The following is a 13,586-nucleotide window of genomic DNA, read 5'->3' as shown; positions in this document are numbered from 1 at the left end:
TCAGGGATTCACGAGGCGACCGAGGAAGAGCACGCTCTTCGTCTCCACGTCCTCGATGAGGAAGAGGAAGGGACGATCCACGACATACGGCTCGGGCGCGGACTCCCGGACGATGACGACGGCGGTGGCGGCGGCCGCCTCGGTGCCCCGCTCATCCACGGAGAGGAAGGCCTGGTGTTGCGCGGCCGAGATCATCAACTCCTCCTGCCGGCTCACTCCCGACAGGTCGGCGCGCTCCGAGAAGGCGTCCACCATGCCGAGCGCTTCGAGCGACTCGTCGAGGGGGGTGGCCTGCGTCACCTTGAATCTGGGCAACCCGAGGGAGATAGGGCTGCTGCGCAGTCCCGCCCGGATGCTGTCCAGGAAGTCCGCCGACAGCCGTGACTCGACCTGGGCGAACCGGCCCTCGTGGGGAACGATGACGAGCATGCGGAAGGCCTGCCCCTTGTACGGGATGGCGACGGCATCGAAGTCCCCGCCCTTCAGCAAGGGAGCCGTGATCGGGCCGCGCATCATGGAGACCTGCCGCGTGCCGCCGTCCAGCAGGTGGAACGGGGCCTGGCGGGTGTTCGCGAAGGACTCCTGCCACTCCCCCTTGAAATAGAGCGCGTTGGCGAGCACCAGGCGCGTGTCGGGAGTCACCAGGTCGGCCGGGAGCAAGTCCTGGATGCGGCCCAGCGTCTGAGCCTCGACCCAAGCGTTGATGTCCTCGCGGATGGACTTGGGCTTCGTGATGAAGTCCACCGCGTACATCCCCGTGCCGTAGTGCTGGGCGAGCACGTCGAGGAAGGGCGACTCGAACGCGTACCCCTGCTGGCCCCAGGCGGCGTTCACCACGCGCAACGTGGGCGGCGAGCCTCCGCCCTTCACCTTGGCCTTGGCGCGGGCTTGGAGCGCCAGATTCAGCGCGTTCACGGCGGGGTGGAGCCGCTCCTGCGGCAGGGTGAAGTGCAGCGCCTGGGCCATTTGCGACCCGGTGTCGCCACGCGCCCCCGCGTACACCATCGCGAACGCATGACTGATGCTGAAGGGCGAGAAGAGCAGGTTCTCCCCCGGCTTGGAGAGCTGCCGGTACATCGAGGCGGCGAAGTCGGTGTTGCCGGCGACGAGCGCCGCGAAGTCCTCGGCCGGGACATCCGGCTTCGTCACCCGCGCCTTGGCCGAGGCGATGCGCTCTCCCGGCGGCGCGGCCGAGGAGCAGCCCGCGAACCCCAGCGCGACGACGAGTGAGGGAAGCAACCAACGGCGCGGTGAAGTCATGTCTCGTTCCTCCAAGGCGTGTTCGCACGCCAGTGGAGCAAGGAGCGTGCGCGGGGAGGAAATGAGAGACTTCAAGGACTTGGCGGACCGCGGGCGGAGGGAGCCTCGGATTTTCGAGCACAGGATGTTGAGGGAGCCCCCGGGCCGGCCAAGGCCCTGACGGCGAGCGAGGAGCCGCCCGGCACCTGAACGTGCTCAGTCCTCCGACTGGACGTCCTGGGGCGAGAAGCCCCACTCCTCGAGCACCTTCACCTCGTCCTGCGCGCTGCGCGTCTTCTTGAAGCGGGCGCCCGGCACGCCCTTCACCCGGCGCTCGCACGCGGCCCAGGTCGCGTGCCGCTTCACGCTGCGGCCCACCTCGCTCAGATAGGAGTACGCCTTGGCCGAGGAGCCCTCGCGCTGCCGGGGCTTCTCCTCGGGCAGGGAGGTGTCCTCGGGCACCTGGAGCACGTCCACGCCGTAGCCCGACAGCGGGCCCACGTAGAGCCGCACGCTCCGGCCCTTGGAGTAGGCGACGGCGATCTCATCCACCCGCTCGTTGCCCGGCACGCCCGCGTGCCCCCGCACGTAGCGCCACTCCACGGCGGCGGCCTCGGGGGGGAAGGTCTGCTTGCGCTCGGCCAGCAGCGCCATGAGCCGCTTCCAGTAGACGGCGTTGGCCACGTCGCCGCCCTCGGCCGTCTTCCACCCGCGCCGGCTCCACCCGAACGCCCAGCGGGTGATGCCTTGAATCACGTAGGTGGAGTCCGTGTGGATGAGCAGCGGCCCCGGCGTGCGCTCCAGGTGGCGCAGCGCCTTGCCCACCGCCGTCAGTTCCATGCGGTTGTTGGTGGTCTCCGGCTCGTGACCCCCCAGTTCCGTCACCTCGCCCGCGGACGTGACGATGATGGTCCCCCAGCCTCCCGGGCCGGGGTTGCCGGAACAAGCACCATCAGCGAAGACCACGGTGGGACGGCTCTCCATACCGGCACCCTATGCCGCCCGGCCTCCCACCGCCAGGACGGCGACCACCGGCGCGCGGGGGCGTGGTGAAGCGAGACACCATTCTCCGGCCCTCATCGCCCTGAAAACATACGTCACAACAGTGGAAAAGCATTCACATGGAGAAGCATTTGTCTTAAACTCTCCACGGCCGGACTCCGGCCATGACGAAAGGTAATGACATGACCAAGTCGCTCCTGTCTGCTTTTGCGATCGCGTTGCTTGCAATGGGTTGTGGCCAGCCGTCCGAGGAGTTCATCAAGACGGACACACAGACGACGAACAACGAGGTGGCGGTCGAGAGCGGCCAGGAGGAGGGCCGCGTGTCGGCGATGGCGCTGTGTGGTACCGGCCTCTACTGTTCCGCGAGCGCCGCGAATGGCGCCACGGGGTGTCAGCAGTACACGGGTGGACCGACCGTCTACTGCTGCCCGAGCGGCTATGGACTCATCAATGGCTCGTGCGTGCCGCCCTGCGGCACCGGCCTGTTCTGCGGCTGGAACTACGTCTCGGGTTCCAACGTCTGCGTCCAGAATCCGAGCAACACGGCCGCCATCTACTGCTGCCCGTACGGCAAGAGCTACACCAGCACCGGCTGCATCTAGAGCCCGCGGGTAGCCGCGGCACGTCAGCCGAAGCGCTCGCGGAACGCGCGCAGGTTGGGACCGTCCCCGCCCCGCTCGTACACCGCGAACACCACCCGCTCGAAGGCGCCCGGGAGCGCCGCCAGGGCCCGCGCGAAGGCCTCGGAGACCTCCCGGGGGTCATTGCGGAAGACACCGCACCCCCAGGCCCCGAGCACCAACACCCGGTGGCCCTGGTGGGCCGCCACCCGCAGGACATTCAGGGCCCGGGCCTCGAGCACCTCGCGGATGCGGGGGCGCAGGGAGGGGTCGCGCCGCAGGGCCTCGCCCGCGTTGGGCGCGGGCGAGGTGATGAGCGAGACCAGGAAGGGCCGCTCCAGCAACGTGCCCTGCTCGTCCCGGAAGAAGGGCACCTCGGGCGAGTAGATGAGGTGCTCGGTGTAGAGCATCGACGGCTGCCGCCGGTTCTCCGTGTAGTAGTCGGGCTGACGCAGCAGACAGGCGTAGAGCGCCGAGCACCGGGACAAATCCTCTTCCTGGGCCTTGGCCCCGCCGAGAAAGCCCCCGCCGGGATTCTTCGCGGAGGCGAAGTTGAGCGCCAGCACGCGCGTCACGCCCTCCGCCTCGACGAGCCGGCGCGCCGCCTCCCCCGTCTTCTCGGCGGTCACCTCCAGCCGGGGAGCGCTCCCCACCGGCTCGGGCCGCGTCAGCGCTCCGAAGTCCGAGGGCCGGTAGAGCCGCGTGCCCCGCGTGGCCCCCTCCACCTCGTCCCTCACCGACACCTTCCGGCCCGACGGCGCCTCGTACTCCCCCTGCTCCACGATCCGCACCGTCTCGCTCGCGACGTCCACCAGAGACATGACCCGTCCTCCTGTTCCCCTCCGCGCTCCACTCGAGACACGCGAAGCAATGTGTCCCATATACACGAAGGGGGACCCTGGAACCTGACGAGCACACCGGACCGGGCGGCTCCCCGACGTGTGTTCATCTTCTGCATCGCGTTAGAACAGCAAGAAAAGAAAAATATTATTCCATGGAAACTCGGGGTCTCTCCGTGAGATAATCAGGTATTCCATTCTTTTACGGGTGAACCGCATGCAACGACTGAAAGAGCTGATGATGAAGACGGTGGGACTGCCGCTGTGTGCCGTGCTGCTGTGCGCCTCCGGCTGTGCGCCGCCGGCCGTGGCGCCCTGGAGGCGGCCTCGTTGGAAGTAGGCGCGCCGAGCACCGGAACGAACTCCCGGCGCTCGCGGTGAAGCAGGTCCCCCGGGCCCCGAACGACAGGGTGTCCGAGGAGAGGCCGAGCGGCTCGGACATCCTGTCCCCAGGCGGCGCCACGCGGCGCTCCGTCGAGCAGCGGGACGTCGATGGGCCCCGAGCACATGCCTTGCACACGGTGAGAGCGAGAAACCGTGCGGAGGCCTGACACATGAAGAAGGACGCCATCCTGGGCGCGCTGCTGGGGACGGTGGTGGGAGACGCGCTCGGACTGCCGCGCGAGGGATTGTCCCGGCGGCGTGCGTCGCGCATGTTCGGCGGAGCGCCGCTGCGCCACCGCTTCTTCCTCGGCCGAGGCGTGGGCAGTGATGACACGGAACACGCCTGCATGGTGGCGCAGGCGCTGCTCGCCGCGCCCGACTCTCCCGAGCACTTCGCGAGCAACCTCGCCTGGCGGCTGCGGGGCTGGCTGCTCGGCCTGCCCGCTGGGATTGGCTGGGCCACGCTGCGCGCCACGGTGAAGCTGTGGCTCGGCTTTCCGCCCGGCCGCAGCGGGGTGGTGTCCGCGGGCAATGGCCCGGCCATGCGCGCGCCGCTGCTGGGCGTGTGTCTCGCCGAGCACCCGGAGCGGCTGGAGGCGTTCGTCCGGGCCTCGAGCCGGATGACCCACCGGGATGCCCGCGCCGAGCAGGGCGCGCTGGCGGTGGCGCTGGCGGCGGCCCATGGCGCCCGGCGGGGCGGCGTGGACGCGGAGGAGATGATGCGCGAGTGGGCGGCCCGCCTCGACGAGCCCTCGTGGCGCGAGGCGCTCGTCCGGCTGCGCGCGGCCTGGGAGCGGGGCGCGAGCGTGCCGGAGTTCGCCGCGGAGCTGGGGCTCGAGCGAGGGGTGAGCGGCTACGTGATGCACACCGTGCCGGTGGTGCTCTACGCCTGGCTGCGGCACGGCACGGACTTCCCGCGGGCGGTGGAGGAGGTCATCCTGCTCGGCGGCGACAGCGACACCACGGGCGCCATCGTCGGGGCGCTGGCGGGCGCGACCACGGGGGCGGGGAGCATTCCACCCCCGTGGCTCGAGGGTCTCGCCGAGTGGCCCCGCTCGGTGGGGTGGCTGCGGCGGCTCGGGGAGCGGCTCGCGGCCCGGTTCTCGGGGCCGGGGGCACTCACGACGCCGGGTGCCCTGCCCCTCTTCTGGCCGGCGCTCCTGCCGCGCAACCTGCTCGTGCTCGGCCTCGTGCTGGGGCACGGGTTCCGACGGCTGCTGCCTCCCTATTGAGGAGGAGCTACTGCTTGACGAGCTGACCACCCGGCTGGGCCGTCAGCGTGATGTTCTGGCCCCAGGAAGTGGGGAAGGTCGCGGTGGCGTAGACGGAGCCCCCCGCGGTGGTCGTGCGGCAACTCCAGCCACTCCCCGTACAGGCGTTCAACCCCAGACCGTCATTGTGGAAGCTCGACCACGAGTGGACCGTGGACTGCCCCGCGCCGACCGTCGTCGTGGTCATGTTGACGGCGAAGGGGAGTCCATAGGGGGTGGGGCAGGTACAGCTGAACGTGAGCGCCTGCGTGGTGCTGTTCGTGAGCGTCCACTTCGTGGGGTAGCCGAGCAGCTCGCTCTGGGACTCGGAGGGCATCTCCGTCCCGGCCGCCTCTTCCGCCGACATCCCACAGGCGGTGAGCGCGAGTCCCGACAGCAGGCCGATGAGCAGTCCATTCCTTCGCATTCGTCGCAGTCCTTTCGGTATGGGCTCGGGAATTCAAGCCCACCCTCCACTACCAGAAATTCAGGATTTTTTTATTCCAACGACTGCGCGATGAATGTCTTTTCTGCCCGTAAGCAGCCGGACCACAGGTGTCCTCGCGAAGCAGAGTCTCTTTTTATGAGAAACCAGGGACAGAGGCCGAGCCGACTCCCGAGCACCCGGAGACGCGGCCACTCACATCCGTCCAGAAGAAGGCCGACGTCTGTTCCTGTTCTCGCGGGCGGCGCGAGTGAGCGCCTCCAGGGACTTGAGCAGCTTGCGATAGGAGCGCGAGCGTCTGGCCATCGCGGGAGTGAATGGCAGGGCCCCGGTGAAGTCTGGCTGATCCGTCGTCTCCTCGTAGGGACGGCCCAGCAACGGCTTCAGCCGCTTCTTGCAGTCACGAATGGTCTCGATGTCCGAGAGCGGAGTGGGAAGCCGGGCCGCGCGAGGGAGGTGTCCGGCCCGCCGCAGGCTGGCCAGGGCCGCGAGGAACCACACCTCGTACTCCCGATGGGCCACCACCACCTCGATGGGGATGTGCGGCGCGACCTCACGAGCACGCTCGAGGAGTTCGGGACCGAGTCCGCGACGGGATGTCCTGGCGCGCTCCTGACACTCGTCGTCGGAATCGAGTAGGACGAGGATGCCATCGGGCCGCTCCCGCGCCGCCATCTCGACGTAGTACTCGATGCCCAGCTCGTCGTCGGCATCGTGAGGGCATTTGAGCGCCCCGGCGCCCGAAGCACGAATGGCGAGGTCCGGCGTCTCGAACTCGCGGAAGCGGCGGTGTTGGAACCACCGGCGAAGGAGCACGGGGACCGCGGTCTGCTCCCCATGCCCCTCGACGATGGCCAGGATTCGGAGCTTGGGGCGCATCGTCACGGGGCCGTGAAGAAGTCGCCCTCGACCCGATCGGAGCCTTCCGCCGTGAAGAGCGCGTTGGTGCGGAGCAGTTTGCCGACGGACCGGGGCGGCAGGCTCATCTCCCGCGCCCCCGGGCTCAGCGGGAAGATCTGACTGGTGCCCTCGCGCCACTCGACGACCCGGACCCGGTCGGCGGTCACGGCGGGGTGACTCAAGGCCTCGGGACTGTGCGAGGTGAGCAGGACCTGGCAGCGGTTGGTGCTGGCCTCGATGGCATCCAACAGCACCCCGAGCGCGGCGGGGTGAACGGAGTCCTCGATCTCCTCGATGCACACGAGCGCGGGCGAGGGCTTCTGCCGAAGCGCGAGCAGGATGGCCAGACAGCGCAGGGTTCCATCCGACATGTCTCCCACGTCGAAGACGACCCCAGCCGTCTTGCTCTTGTTGTATCGCTGGTGGAAGCGGATGAGCCTGCGACCCGCCGCGGTGTCGGCCCGCACCCGCACGATGCCAGGAGTGATGGCCCCGAGGTGTCTGTTGATCCAGTCGATATCACCCTTGCCGCGCTCGAGGTGATGCAGCACATCACCCGCGTTGCTTCCGCTCCGGCTCAGGATGCTCGCGCCCCCCAAGGGAGGCTCCGCGCGAATGGCCGAAGGCGACAGGCTGTACACGCGAACGCTCGCCTTCAGCGCATCCAACAAGGCCCGGTACAGTGCCTCGTGCTCGGCGGCGAGGGGAAGCGCCAGGGCATCGCGCGACGTCGCACGCGCGCCGCGCGGTAGGCCCCGATCATCGAAGCGCCAGCTTCCCCGCGCGGTGCGCGTGAATCCTTGCTCAGACGAGTCAGCGCGCGCGACCTCCTTCTTGACCTCGAAGCCCAGTCCTCCTCGCGTGGGGGCAATACGAAAGCCGTAGGTCACGAGGGCGCCTTCCTTCAAGGTCCCCGGATGCGCGCCCAATCCCGTACGGGTCCACACCTCGGCGAGGTATCGGGAAGACAATCGCAGGCGAATGGCCACGGACAGCTCTTTGGCGTCGCGCGTCCCCTGATGGAGCAGGGCCTGGATTCCCCCTCGGCGCTCCAGCGCATTCACCAGCGAGTCACTCAGCGCGTCCCGAACGAACTCCAAGGCATCGAGGAGCGTGCTCTTGCCCGCACCATTCCGGCCGACCAGGATCGTCAGGTCGTCGAACCGCAGGCGGGCGTTCTCGAAGGCCCGGTAACCGGAGACCCGAAGTTCCTCGATGTGGACACGCGCGGGGTCACTCATTCTCCCGGGGGTTCTACCATCGGGACACCAGGCCGGAGCGTGGTATCCCACGCTCTCTGTCCGGGAGGCACCTGTCCGCACCCCACCCGCCCGACACGCTCACGGATAGCGCACGGGCGCGGGCGGCTCCGCGGGCAGCGGGATGAACTCCGTCTCCGCGGGGACCGCGGCGAAGCGGCGCTCGCGCCAGTCCGCCTTGGCCTGCTCCAACCGCTCCTTCGAGCTGGAGACGAAGTTCCAGAAGATGTAACGCGGACCGTCCATCGGCTCGCCCCCCAGCACCGCCATGCGCGTCGCGCGGGTGGCTCGCACGACGAACTCGCTGCCCGGACGCAGCACGAGCAGCTCGCCCACGCCGAACTCGGTGCCATCCACCTCCACCGAGCCCTCGGCGAGATAGAGCCCACGCTCCTCGTGCTCGGCCGGGATGACGAAGCGCGCCCCCTTCTGCAGCGCCACGTCCGCGTAGAACATGTCCGAGAAGGTCTTCACCGGCGAGCGCTTGCCATGCAGCGCTCCAGCCAGCACGTGCATGCGCACGCCCTCGCCCTCGAGGAAGGGCATCGTCTCGGCGGGGTGGTGGATGAAGGTGGGCGCCGTCTCCTCATGCGCCTTGGGCAGCGCCACCCACGCCTGGAGCCCGAAGAGCTTGCCGCCCGTGGCGCGCGTCTGCGGTGCCGTGCGCTCGGAGTGCACGATGCCCCGGCCCGCCGTCATCCAGTTCACCGCCCCCGCGTGGATGGACTGCACCGTGCCCAGGCTGTCCCGGTGCAGGATGGAGCCCTCGAAGAGATAGGTGACCGTGGCCAGGCCGATGTGCGGGTGCGGCCGCACGTCCAGCCCCTTGCCCGCCTCGAACAGCGCCGGCCCCATCTGGTCCAGGAAGATGAAGGGCCCCACCATCCGCCGCCTCGCCGAGGGCAGCGCCCGCCGCACCTCGAAGCCATCCCCCAGGTCCTTCGTCGGGGCGACGATCAACGTCTCCAGCGCGGGGTGCGACTTGAGGTCCATCGTGTCTTGGCTGTTCATGATCGGCTCCCTGGAGTCCTCGGACTCGCGAGCGGCGTGCTCCCCGCTGTTCGATGGACACATCCTGGGGCCTGGCGCCCTCCGACACTAGCCGACGCCCACGGGAAGCGCCGTCCCACCCATGGAACAGTTCTTCCAGACCGTTCCCGCTAATCCCCGGCGCCCTCCCCCGCTAGTTTGTCCCGGGTCAACCACCCCACCCCAAGGACGACTTCCCATGGCCATCCAGAGTCAAACCGAGCAGAGCGGCGCGTTCCGCCAGGTCCTCCATGTCGGCGCCCACACCCTCCACGCCGACACCCCCACCACGCCGGGCGGCGAGGCCTCCGCCCCCAGTCCCCATGACTACTTCGATGCCTCACTCGCGTCGTGCAAGGCCCTGACGGCCATGTGGTACGCGAAGAAGTACGGCATGGCGCTCGAGCGCGTGGAGACGCTCGTCGAGCGCGACGACTCGCGCGAGCGCCAGGGCACCTATGTGCTCCACGTGAAGCTCGCCTTCCACGGCGCCCTCTCCCAGGAGGAGAAGCAGAAGCTCCACGACGCCGTCGCGCGCTGCCCCATCCACAAGCTCATGACCTCGACCACCATCGAGGTCGTCACGGCGCCGCTCGACCCGGCCGGCTCCTGAGCGCGAGCGGCGAGAGGCTCGTGGGCGCGTGGACACCCTGCCGGGCGTGCTGGGCGGACAGGTAGGCGTCCTCCGCCCGGACCAACAGCGAGCGGATGGCCCCGGCCGAGGGCGTCTCCAACACCGCCTGACGCAGGTGGGCATCCCGGAGCAGCGCCGCGATGCGGGTGAGCAGGCCCAGGTGCAGGCCCGCGGCCTCCTCCGGCGACACGAGCGTCACCAGCAGCCGCACGGGCCGCCCATCCCGGGCGCCGAAGTCCACGCCCGCCGGGTGCACGGCCACACACACCGTGGTGTGCTTCAGCCGCTCCACCCGGCAGTGGGGAATGGCCACCCCCTCGCCAATCGCCGTGCTGCAGATGCGCTCGCGCACCGCGAGCCGCTCCTCGATGTGGCGCACCGGCGCGTGGGCATGCGCCGAGAGCGTCCGGGCGAGCTCATGCAACACGCCGGGCCGATCCCTCGCCCACAACGCGGGAATGATGCCGCCTTCTGGCAGGTGATCCGTGAATCGCATCGCACAACCCCCCTCACGGCGCGGCGGCGAATCGCTCGCGCCTGGAGAGCGCGCCTCGTACCGCGGACCACGGCGGCCGTCGCCCTCTCTCCGCACATGCTCGAAACGGAGCCGCGCATCGGCAAGCCCCCTGGCGCCAAGAAGCTCGCCTCCCCGGCTCCGGTGTCGGGTGGCGCACCGGAGCGCCTCGGCGAGACCCCTCCCCGGGGGACACTCCGTGCGCCGCCTACCCGACACCCCGTCGGAATGCCCGCGTCAGCGCACGAGGACGAGCCGGCGCACCGGGGCCGGACGCGGGGGCTCGGAATGCTCGAGCTTCTCGCCCAGCTCGCGCACCACCCGCGCGAGCAGCTGGTGATCCTGTCCGCACCACACCTGACGCTCCCCCTCGGCGGTGCGCACCAGCAGCCGGTAGGTGTCCGCGGCGGCCACCACCCGGGCGATGGCGGCGAAGACGAGCAGCGTGGCCACCACCAGCGCGGCCGTCACCCGGAACGAGCCCGGCTGCAACAGCAGTCCCGGCACCAGCAGCGCCGCGCTTCCCCCCACCCCGAGGGGCAGCCACAGCCCCGGGGACTCGCGCCGCGTGCCGAAGCCGCGCAGCTCCTCCAGCCGCCACGAGCGGCCCTCCACCTCCAGCCGCTCGCTGGTGAGCCGCAAGCCCTCGCCCTCCACCAGCACCCGCTCGCCCGGGGGCGTCTGGGAAGGAGGGGGCGAGGAGGAGACCAACCGCAACACGGGCCGTGCCCGCGCGCCCTGCCCGGATTCATGCCGCCTCATCGTGCCTCCCCGCCCCAGCCGCCCGGAGCATTTGACAGGCCCACCTCGCGCAGCAGCCGCTTGAGCGCCTCCAGCGGCGTGCCCAGCGCGTAACAACTCCGGGCGCCCAGGCGCATCGCCAGGCACCGCAACCGCTCGTCCTCGAACGGCAACAGCACGATGACGGGCGCCGCTCCCGACACCTCTCGCAGCACCCCGCGCACGCTGTCCTCGCGCTCCACCAGCGCGAGCACCACGTCCGGACGTGCCCCCCCGCCGTCCTCCTCCAACGGAATGCCCATGTCCCCCAACACGTCGCTCAACAGCGAGCGCAGGGACTCGTCCGCGCCGTGCAACCGCACCGTCCTTGGCAGCACGCCCTCCATCCGCTCACCTCCCGCCCGCCATGACGCGGACGGCCACTGGCATGACGCGACAAGGCAGGACACAAGGCATGGACGCGCGCTCCCCTCGGCACCTGGCTTCAGCAAGCCACATGCCCGGGCCGCGTCTCTCTCGGCGGATGCCCCGCTCCCGCCGGAGCGTGGCAAGGTGCCAGGGTGCCCTGGCGGATTTCCACCCCGCCCCCTTCCCCGCGCGTCCGCCGAGCGGGACGGCGCGCCGCGTCGTTCCACCCCACCGCCCGTGGGTGAAAGACGGGGCCGCGCCCGGGCGTGCACGGGGCGACATGCGCGAGCGGGTGGCTCCCGGTGAGAGGCCCGGCGTGCTTGCCCCACGCCACGCGGATGAGCACGCTCGGAGCCGTGGGACACCGAGCGGAGGAGACCCCACGAGGGGCCACGGGCACCAGGCGCGGCCATTCCACGAGGCGGGGGCCTTCCCGCCTGGGACAGACGCGCCGGGCGCCCCAGGGTCTCGCGCTGCTCACCTTGACCAGCCTGGGCGTGGTGTTCGGAGACCTGGGGACGAGCCCCCTCTACGCGCTCCAGGAGAGCTTCCACGGACCGCACGCGGTGGAGGTGACGTCCGGCAACGTCCTCGGGGTGCTGTCGCTCATCATCTGGTCGCTGCTCGTGGTGGTGTGCGTGAAGTACCTCACGCTCCTGTTGCGCCTGGACAACGAGGGCGAGGGCGGCATCCTCGCGCTGGTGGCGATGCTGCGACCGGCCGGCTCGCGGCGGGGGCGCGCGGTGCTGGTGGGGCTCGGGTTGTTCGGCGCGGCGCTCTTGTATGGGGATGGCGTCATCACCCCGTCCATCTCGGTGCTCTCGGCGGTGGAGGGATTGAAGGTGGCCACGCCCGTCTTCGAGCCCTACGTGGTGCCGCTCACGGTGCTCATCCTCCTGGCGCTCTTCTTCGTGCAGCCCTGGGGCCCGGGGCGGGTGGGGGTGGTGTTCGGGCCCATCGTGGCGCTGTGGTTCCTGAGCATCGGGGCCTTCGGGGCCTGGGGCGTGCTGCGCGCTCCCGCGGTGCTCGCCGCCTTCAATCCCTGGCACGCGGTGCGCTTCTTCCAGGAGTCGGGCTGGCACGGCTTCCGGGTGCTCGGCTCCGTCATCCTGTGCCTCACCGGCGCCGAGGCGCTCTACGCGGACATGGGCAACTTCGGCCGGCGGCCCATCCGGCTCGCGTGGTTCTCGCTCGCCCTGCCCTCGCTCCTGTTGAGCTACCTCTCCCAGGGCGCCTTCCTCCTGCACCACCCCGAGGCCGCCGACGCCCCCTTCTTCCGCTCGCTGCCCGGCCACGCGCTCTACCCCATGGTGGTGCTGGCCACGCTGGCCACGGTGGTGGCGTCCCAGGCGCTCATCAGCGCGGTGTTCTCCCTCACCCACCAGGCGAGCCAACTGGGCTACTGCCCGCGGCTGACCCTGCGCCACACGTCCTCGGTGCAGGAGGGGCAGATCTACCTGCCCGCCATCAACTGGGCGCTGATGACGGCGTGCGTCGCCGTGGTGCTCAACTTCCGCTCCTCCCAGTCGCTCGCCGCGGCCTACGGGCTGGCGGTGTCGGGCACCATGCTCATCACCACGTTCCTCTTCGCCTCGGTGGCCCGGCGGCGCTGGCACTGGCCGCCGTGGGCGCTCGGGCTCGTGGTGGCCGGCTTCCTCCTGGTGGATGTCTCCTTCCTGGGCGCCAATCTGCTCAAGATTTCCGAGGGCGGCTGGCTGCCGCTGGTGATGGCCGCGGTCGTCTTCCTGCTGATGGAGGTGTGGCGGCGGGGGCTGGAGCTGCTGTTCGACAAGCGCGACACGCACGCCGTGGAGTTGGAGAAGCTGCTCCAGGCGCTCTCGCGCAGCCCCCTGCCCCGGGTGCGTGGCACGGCGGTGTTCCTGACTGGCACCAGACACGGCGCGCCGCCGGTGCTCCTGCACCACCTGGAGCACAACCAGGCGATGCACGAGCAGGTGGTGCTGCTCACGGTCGTCACCGAGAACGCGGCGTCGGTGGAGCCCTCCGAGCGCGTGAGCTGGCAGTCCCATGGCCAGGGCATCACGCGGGTGACGGCGCGCTACGGCTTCATGGAGCACCCGGACGTGCCGCGGGTGCTGGAGCAGGCACGCCAGCTCGGACTGGAGGCGCTCGCCGATCCGGTGACCTTCTATATCGGGCGGGTGATGCTGAGCCTGCGGCGCGGCCGGGGGGCGCCGCTGTGGGTCAAGCGGCTGTTCCGGTTGATGCTGCGCAACGCGCCCCCCACCACGGACCACTTCCGGCTGCCCGCCCAGCGGGTGATGGAGCTGGGCGCGCAGGTGGATTTCTAGCGGACGG

At 70.1% G+C, this 13,586-nt stretch carries 15 protein-coding genes; 5 read left to right on the top strand and 10 right to left on the bottom strand.

Features of this window, described 5'->3' with window-relative positions:
* Both D187_RS07110 and D187_RS07105 read right to left on the bottom strand, forming a co-directional pair.
* On the bottom strand, window positions 1-1,260 hold the full coding sequence (locus D187_RS07110) for a serpin family protein (protein ID WP_002628450.1): 1,260 nt from the start codon (window positions 1,258-1,260) through the stop codon (window positions 1-3).
* A gap of 195 nt (window positions 1,261-1,455) precedes the next feature.
* Complete coding sequence (locus D187_RS07105; RefSeq protein WP_043428607.1) at window positions 1,456-2,223, bottom strand: RNase H family protein; 768 nt, start codon at window positions 2,221-2,223, stop codon at window positions 1,456-1,458.
* 200 nt (window positions 2,224-2,423) lie between these two features.
* Here D187_RS07105 and D187_RS07100 point away from each other — a divergent pair, with 200 nt between their 5' ends.
* The gene (locus D187_RS07100) at window positions 2,424-2,846 is read left to right on the top strand and encodes a hypothetical protein (protein ID WP_002628448.1); all 423 of its coding nucleotides are present in this window, start codon (window positions 2,424-2,426) and stop codon (window positions 2,844-2,846) included.
* 23 nt (window positions 2,847-2,869) lie between these two features.
* Here the strand turns inward: D187_RS07100 and D187_RS07095 are convergent, their stop codons facing one another.
* On the bottom strand, window positions 2,870-3,685 hold the full coding sequence (locus tag D187_RS07095; RefSeq protein WP_002628447.1) for a TIGR02452 family protein: 816 nt from the start codon (window positions 3,683-3,685) through the stop codon (window positions 2,870-2,872).
* A gap of 235 nt (window positions 3,686-3,920) precedes the next feature.
* Between D187_RS07095 and D187_RS58675 the strand changes: the two genes are divergently transcribed.
* Window positions 3,921-4,043 (top strand): hypothetical protein, encoded by a 123-nt coding sequence (locus D187_RS58675; RefSeq protein WP_002628446.1) that lies wholly within the window; start codon window positions 3,921-3,923, stop codon window positions 4,041-4,043.
* Between the two features lie 214 nt (window positions 4,044-4,257).
* Window positions 4,258-5,319 carry an ADP-ribosylglycohydrolase family protein gene (locus tag D187_RS07090; RefSeq protein ID WP_002628445.1) on the top strand — a complete coding sequence of 354 codons (1,062 nt, stop codon included), beginning with the start codon at window positions 4,258-4,260 and terminating at the stop codon, window positions 5,317-5,319.
* A gap of 7 nt (window positions 5,320-5,326) precedes the next feature.
* Here the strand turns inward: D187_RS07090 and D187_RS07085 are convergent, their stop codons facing one another.
* From D187_RS07085 to D187_RS07070, 4 genes are all read right to left on the bottom strand, one after another.
* On the bottom strand, window positions 5,327-5,764 hold the full coding sequence (locus D187_RS07085) for a hypothetical protein (RefSeq protein ID WP_002628444.1): 438 nt from the start codon (window positions 5,762-5,764) through the stop codon (window positions 5,327-5,329).
* A gap of 213 nt (window positions 5,765-5,977) precedes the next feature.
* Window positions 5,978-6,661 (bottom strand): DUF4276 family protein, encoded by a 684-nt coding sequence (locus tag D187_RS07080; RefSeq protein WP_020917834.1) that lies wholly within the window; start codon window positions 6,659-6,661, stop codon window positions 5,978-5,980.
* A 2-nt stretch (window positions 6,662-6,663) separates the two neighbouring features.
* Window positions 6,664-7,923, bottom strand: coding sequence for an AAA family ATPase (locus D187_RS07075; RefSeq protein WP_002628442.1), 1,260 nt, complete (start codon window positions 7,921-7,923; stop codon window positions 6,664-6,666).
* 99 nt (window positions 7,924-8,022) lie between these two features.
* On the bottom strand, window positions 8,023-8,952 hold the full coding sequence (locus D187_RS07070) for a pirin family protein (protein ID WP_002628441.1): 930 nt from the start codon (window positions 8,950-8,952) through the stop codon (window positions 8,023-8,025).
* 217 nt (window positions 8,953-9,169) lie between these two features.
* On the opposite strand from D187_RS07070, the gene D187_RS07065 reads away from it, so the two are divergent.
* A complete protein-coding gene (locus D187_RS07065) occupies window positions 9,170-9,583 on the top strand; it encodes an OsmC family protein (protein WP_002628439.1) in 414 nt (137 codons plus the stop codon).
* Here D187_RS07065 and D187_RS07060 read toward each other — a convergent pair.
* The 3 genes from D187_RS07060 to D187_RS07050 form a co-directional block, all read right to left on the bottom strand.
* Entirely contained in the window at window positions 9,552-10,100 is a 549-nt protein-coding gene (locus tag D187_RS07060) for a PTS sugar transporter subunit IIA (protein ID WP_002628438.1), read from the bottom strand. The two genes, D187_RS07065 and D187_RS07060, sit on opposite strands and share 32 nt — an antisense overlap.
* A 255-nt stretch (window positions 10,101-10,355) precedes the next feature.
* Complete coding sequence (locus D187_RS07055; protein ID WP_002628437.1) at window positions 10,356-10,880, bottom strand: DUF6232 family protein; 525 nt, start codon at window positions 10,878-10,880, stop codon at window positions 10,356-10,358.
* On the bottom strand, window positions 10,877-11,245 hold the full coding sequence (locus tag D187_RS07050; RefSeq protein WP_002628436.1) for a hypothetical protein: 369 nt from the start codon (window positions 11,243-11,245) through the stop codon (window positions 10,877-10,879). The genes D187_RS07055 and D187_RS07050 overlap by 4 nt, the downstream gene beginning before the upstream one ends.
* A 360-nt stretch (window positions 11,246-11,605) precedes the next feature.
* Between D187_RS07050 and D187_RS07045 the strand changes: the two genes are divergently transcribed.
* A complete protein-coding gene (locus tag D187_RS07045; RefSeq protein ID WP_081713594.1) occupies window positions 11,606-13,579 on the top strand; it encodes a potassium transporter Kup in 1,974 nt (657 codons plus the stop codon).
* The last annotated feature ends 7 nt before the right edge of the window (window positions 13,580-13,586 follow it).

The sequence above is a fragment of the Cystobacter fuscus DSM 2262 genome, assembly GCF_000335475.2.
Taxonomy (GTDB): domain Bacteria; phylum Myxococcota; class Myxococcia; order Myxococcales; family Myxococcaceae; genus Cystobacter; species Cystobacter fuscus.
This window is presented reverse-complemented; position numbering and strand designations above follow the sequence as displayed.

Coding starts and splice junctions, on each gene's coding strand:
- D187_RS07060 (WP_002628438.1), bottom strand. CDS start 10,100: ATGCGATTCACGGATCACCTGCCAGAAGGCGGCATCATTCCCGCGTTG.
- D187_RS07105 (WP_043428607.1), bottom strand. CDS start 2,223: ATGGAGAGCCGTCCCACCGTGGTCTTCGCTGATGGTGCTTGTTCCGGC.
- D187_RS07065 (WP_002628439.1), top strand. CDS start 9,170: ATGGCCATCCAGAGTCAAACCGAGCAGAGCGGCGCGTTCCGCCAGGTC.
- D187_RS07100 (WP_002628448.1), top strand. CDS start 2,424: ATGACCAAGTCGCTCCTGTCTGCTTTTGCGATCGCGTTGCTTGCAATG.
- D187_RS07070 (WP_002628441.1), bottom strand. CDS start 8,952: ATGAACAGCCAAGACACGATGGACCTCAAGTCGCACCCCGCGCTGGAG.
- D187_RS07055 (WP_002628437.1), bottom strand. CDS start 10,880: ATGAGGCGGCATGAATCCGGGCAGGGCGCGCGGGCACGGCCCGTGTTG.
- D187_RS07080 (WP_020917834.1), bottom strand. CDS start 6,661: ATGCGCCCCAAGCTCCGAATCCTGGCCATCGTCGAGGGGCATGGGGAG.
- D187_RS07095 (WP_002628447.1), bottom strand. CDS start 3,685: ATGTCTCTGGTGGACGTCGCGAGCGAGACGGTGCGGATCGTGGAGCAG.
- D187_RS07110 (WP_002628450.1), bottom strand. CDS start 1,260: ATGACTTCACCGCGCCGTTGGTTGCTTCCCTCACTCGTCGTCGCGCTG.
- D187_RS07085 (WP_002628444.1), bottom strand. CDS start 5,764: ATGCGAAGGAATGGACTGCTCATCGGCCTGCTGTCGGGACTCGCGCTC.
- D187_RS07075 (WP_002628442.1), bottom strand. CDS start 7,923: ATGAGTGACCCCGCGCGTGTCCACATCGAGGAACTTCGGGTCTCCGGT.
- D187_RS07050 (WP_002628436.1), bottom strand. CDS start 11,245: ATGGAGGGCGTGCTGCCAAGGACGGTGCGGTTGCACGGCGCGGACGAG.
- D187_RS07045 (WP_081713594.1), top strand. CDS start 11,606: ATGAGCACGCTCGGAGCCGTGGGACACCGAGCGGAGGAGACCCCACGA.
- D187_RS58675 (WP_002628446.1), top strand. CDS start 3,921: ATGCAACGACTGAAAGAGCTGATGATGAAGACGGTGGGACTGCCGCTG.
- D187_RS07090 (WP_002628445.1), top strand. CDS start 4,258: ATGAAGAAGGACGCCATCCTGGGCGCGCTGCTGGGGACGGTGGTGGGA.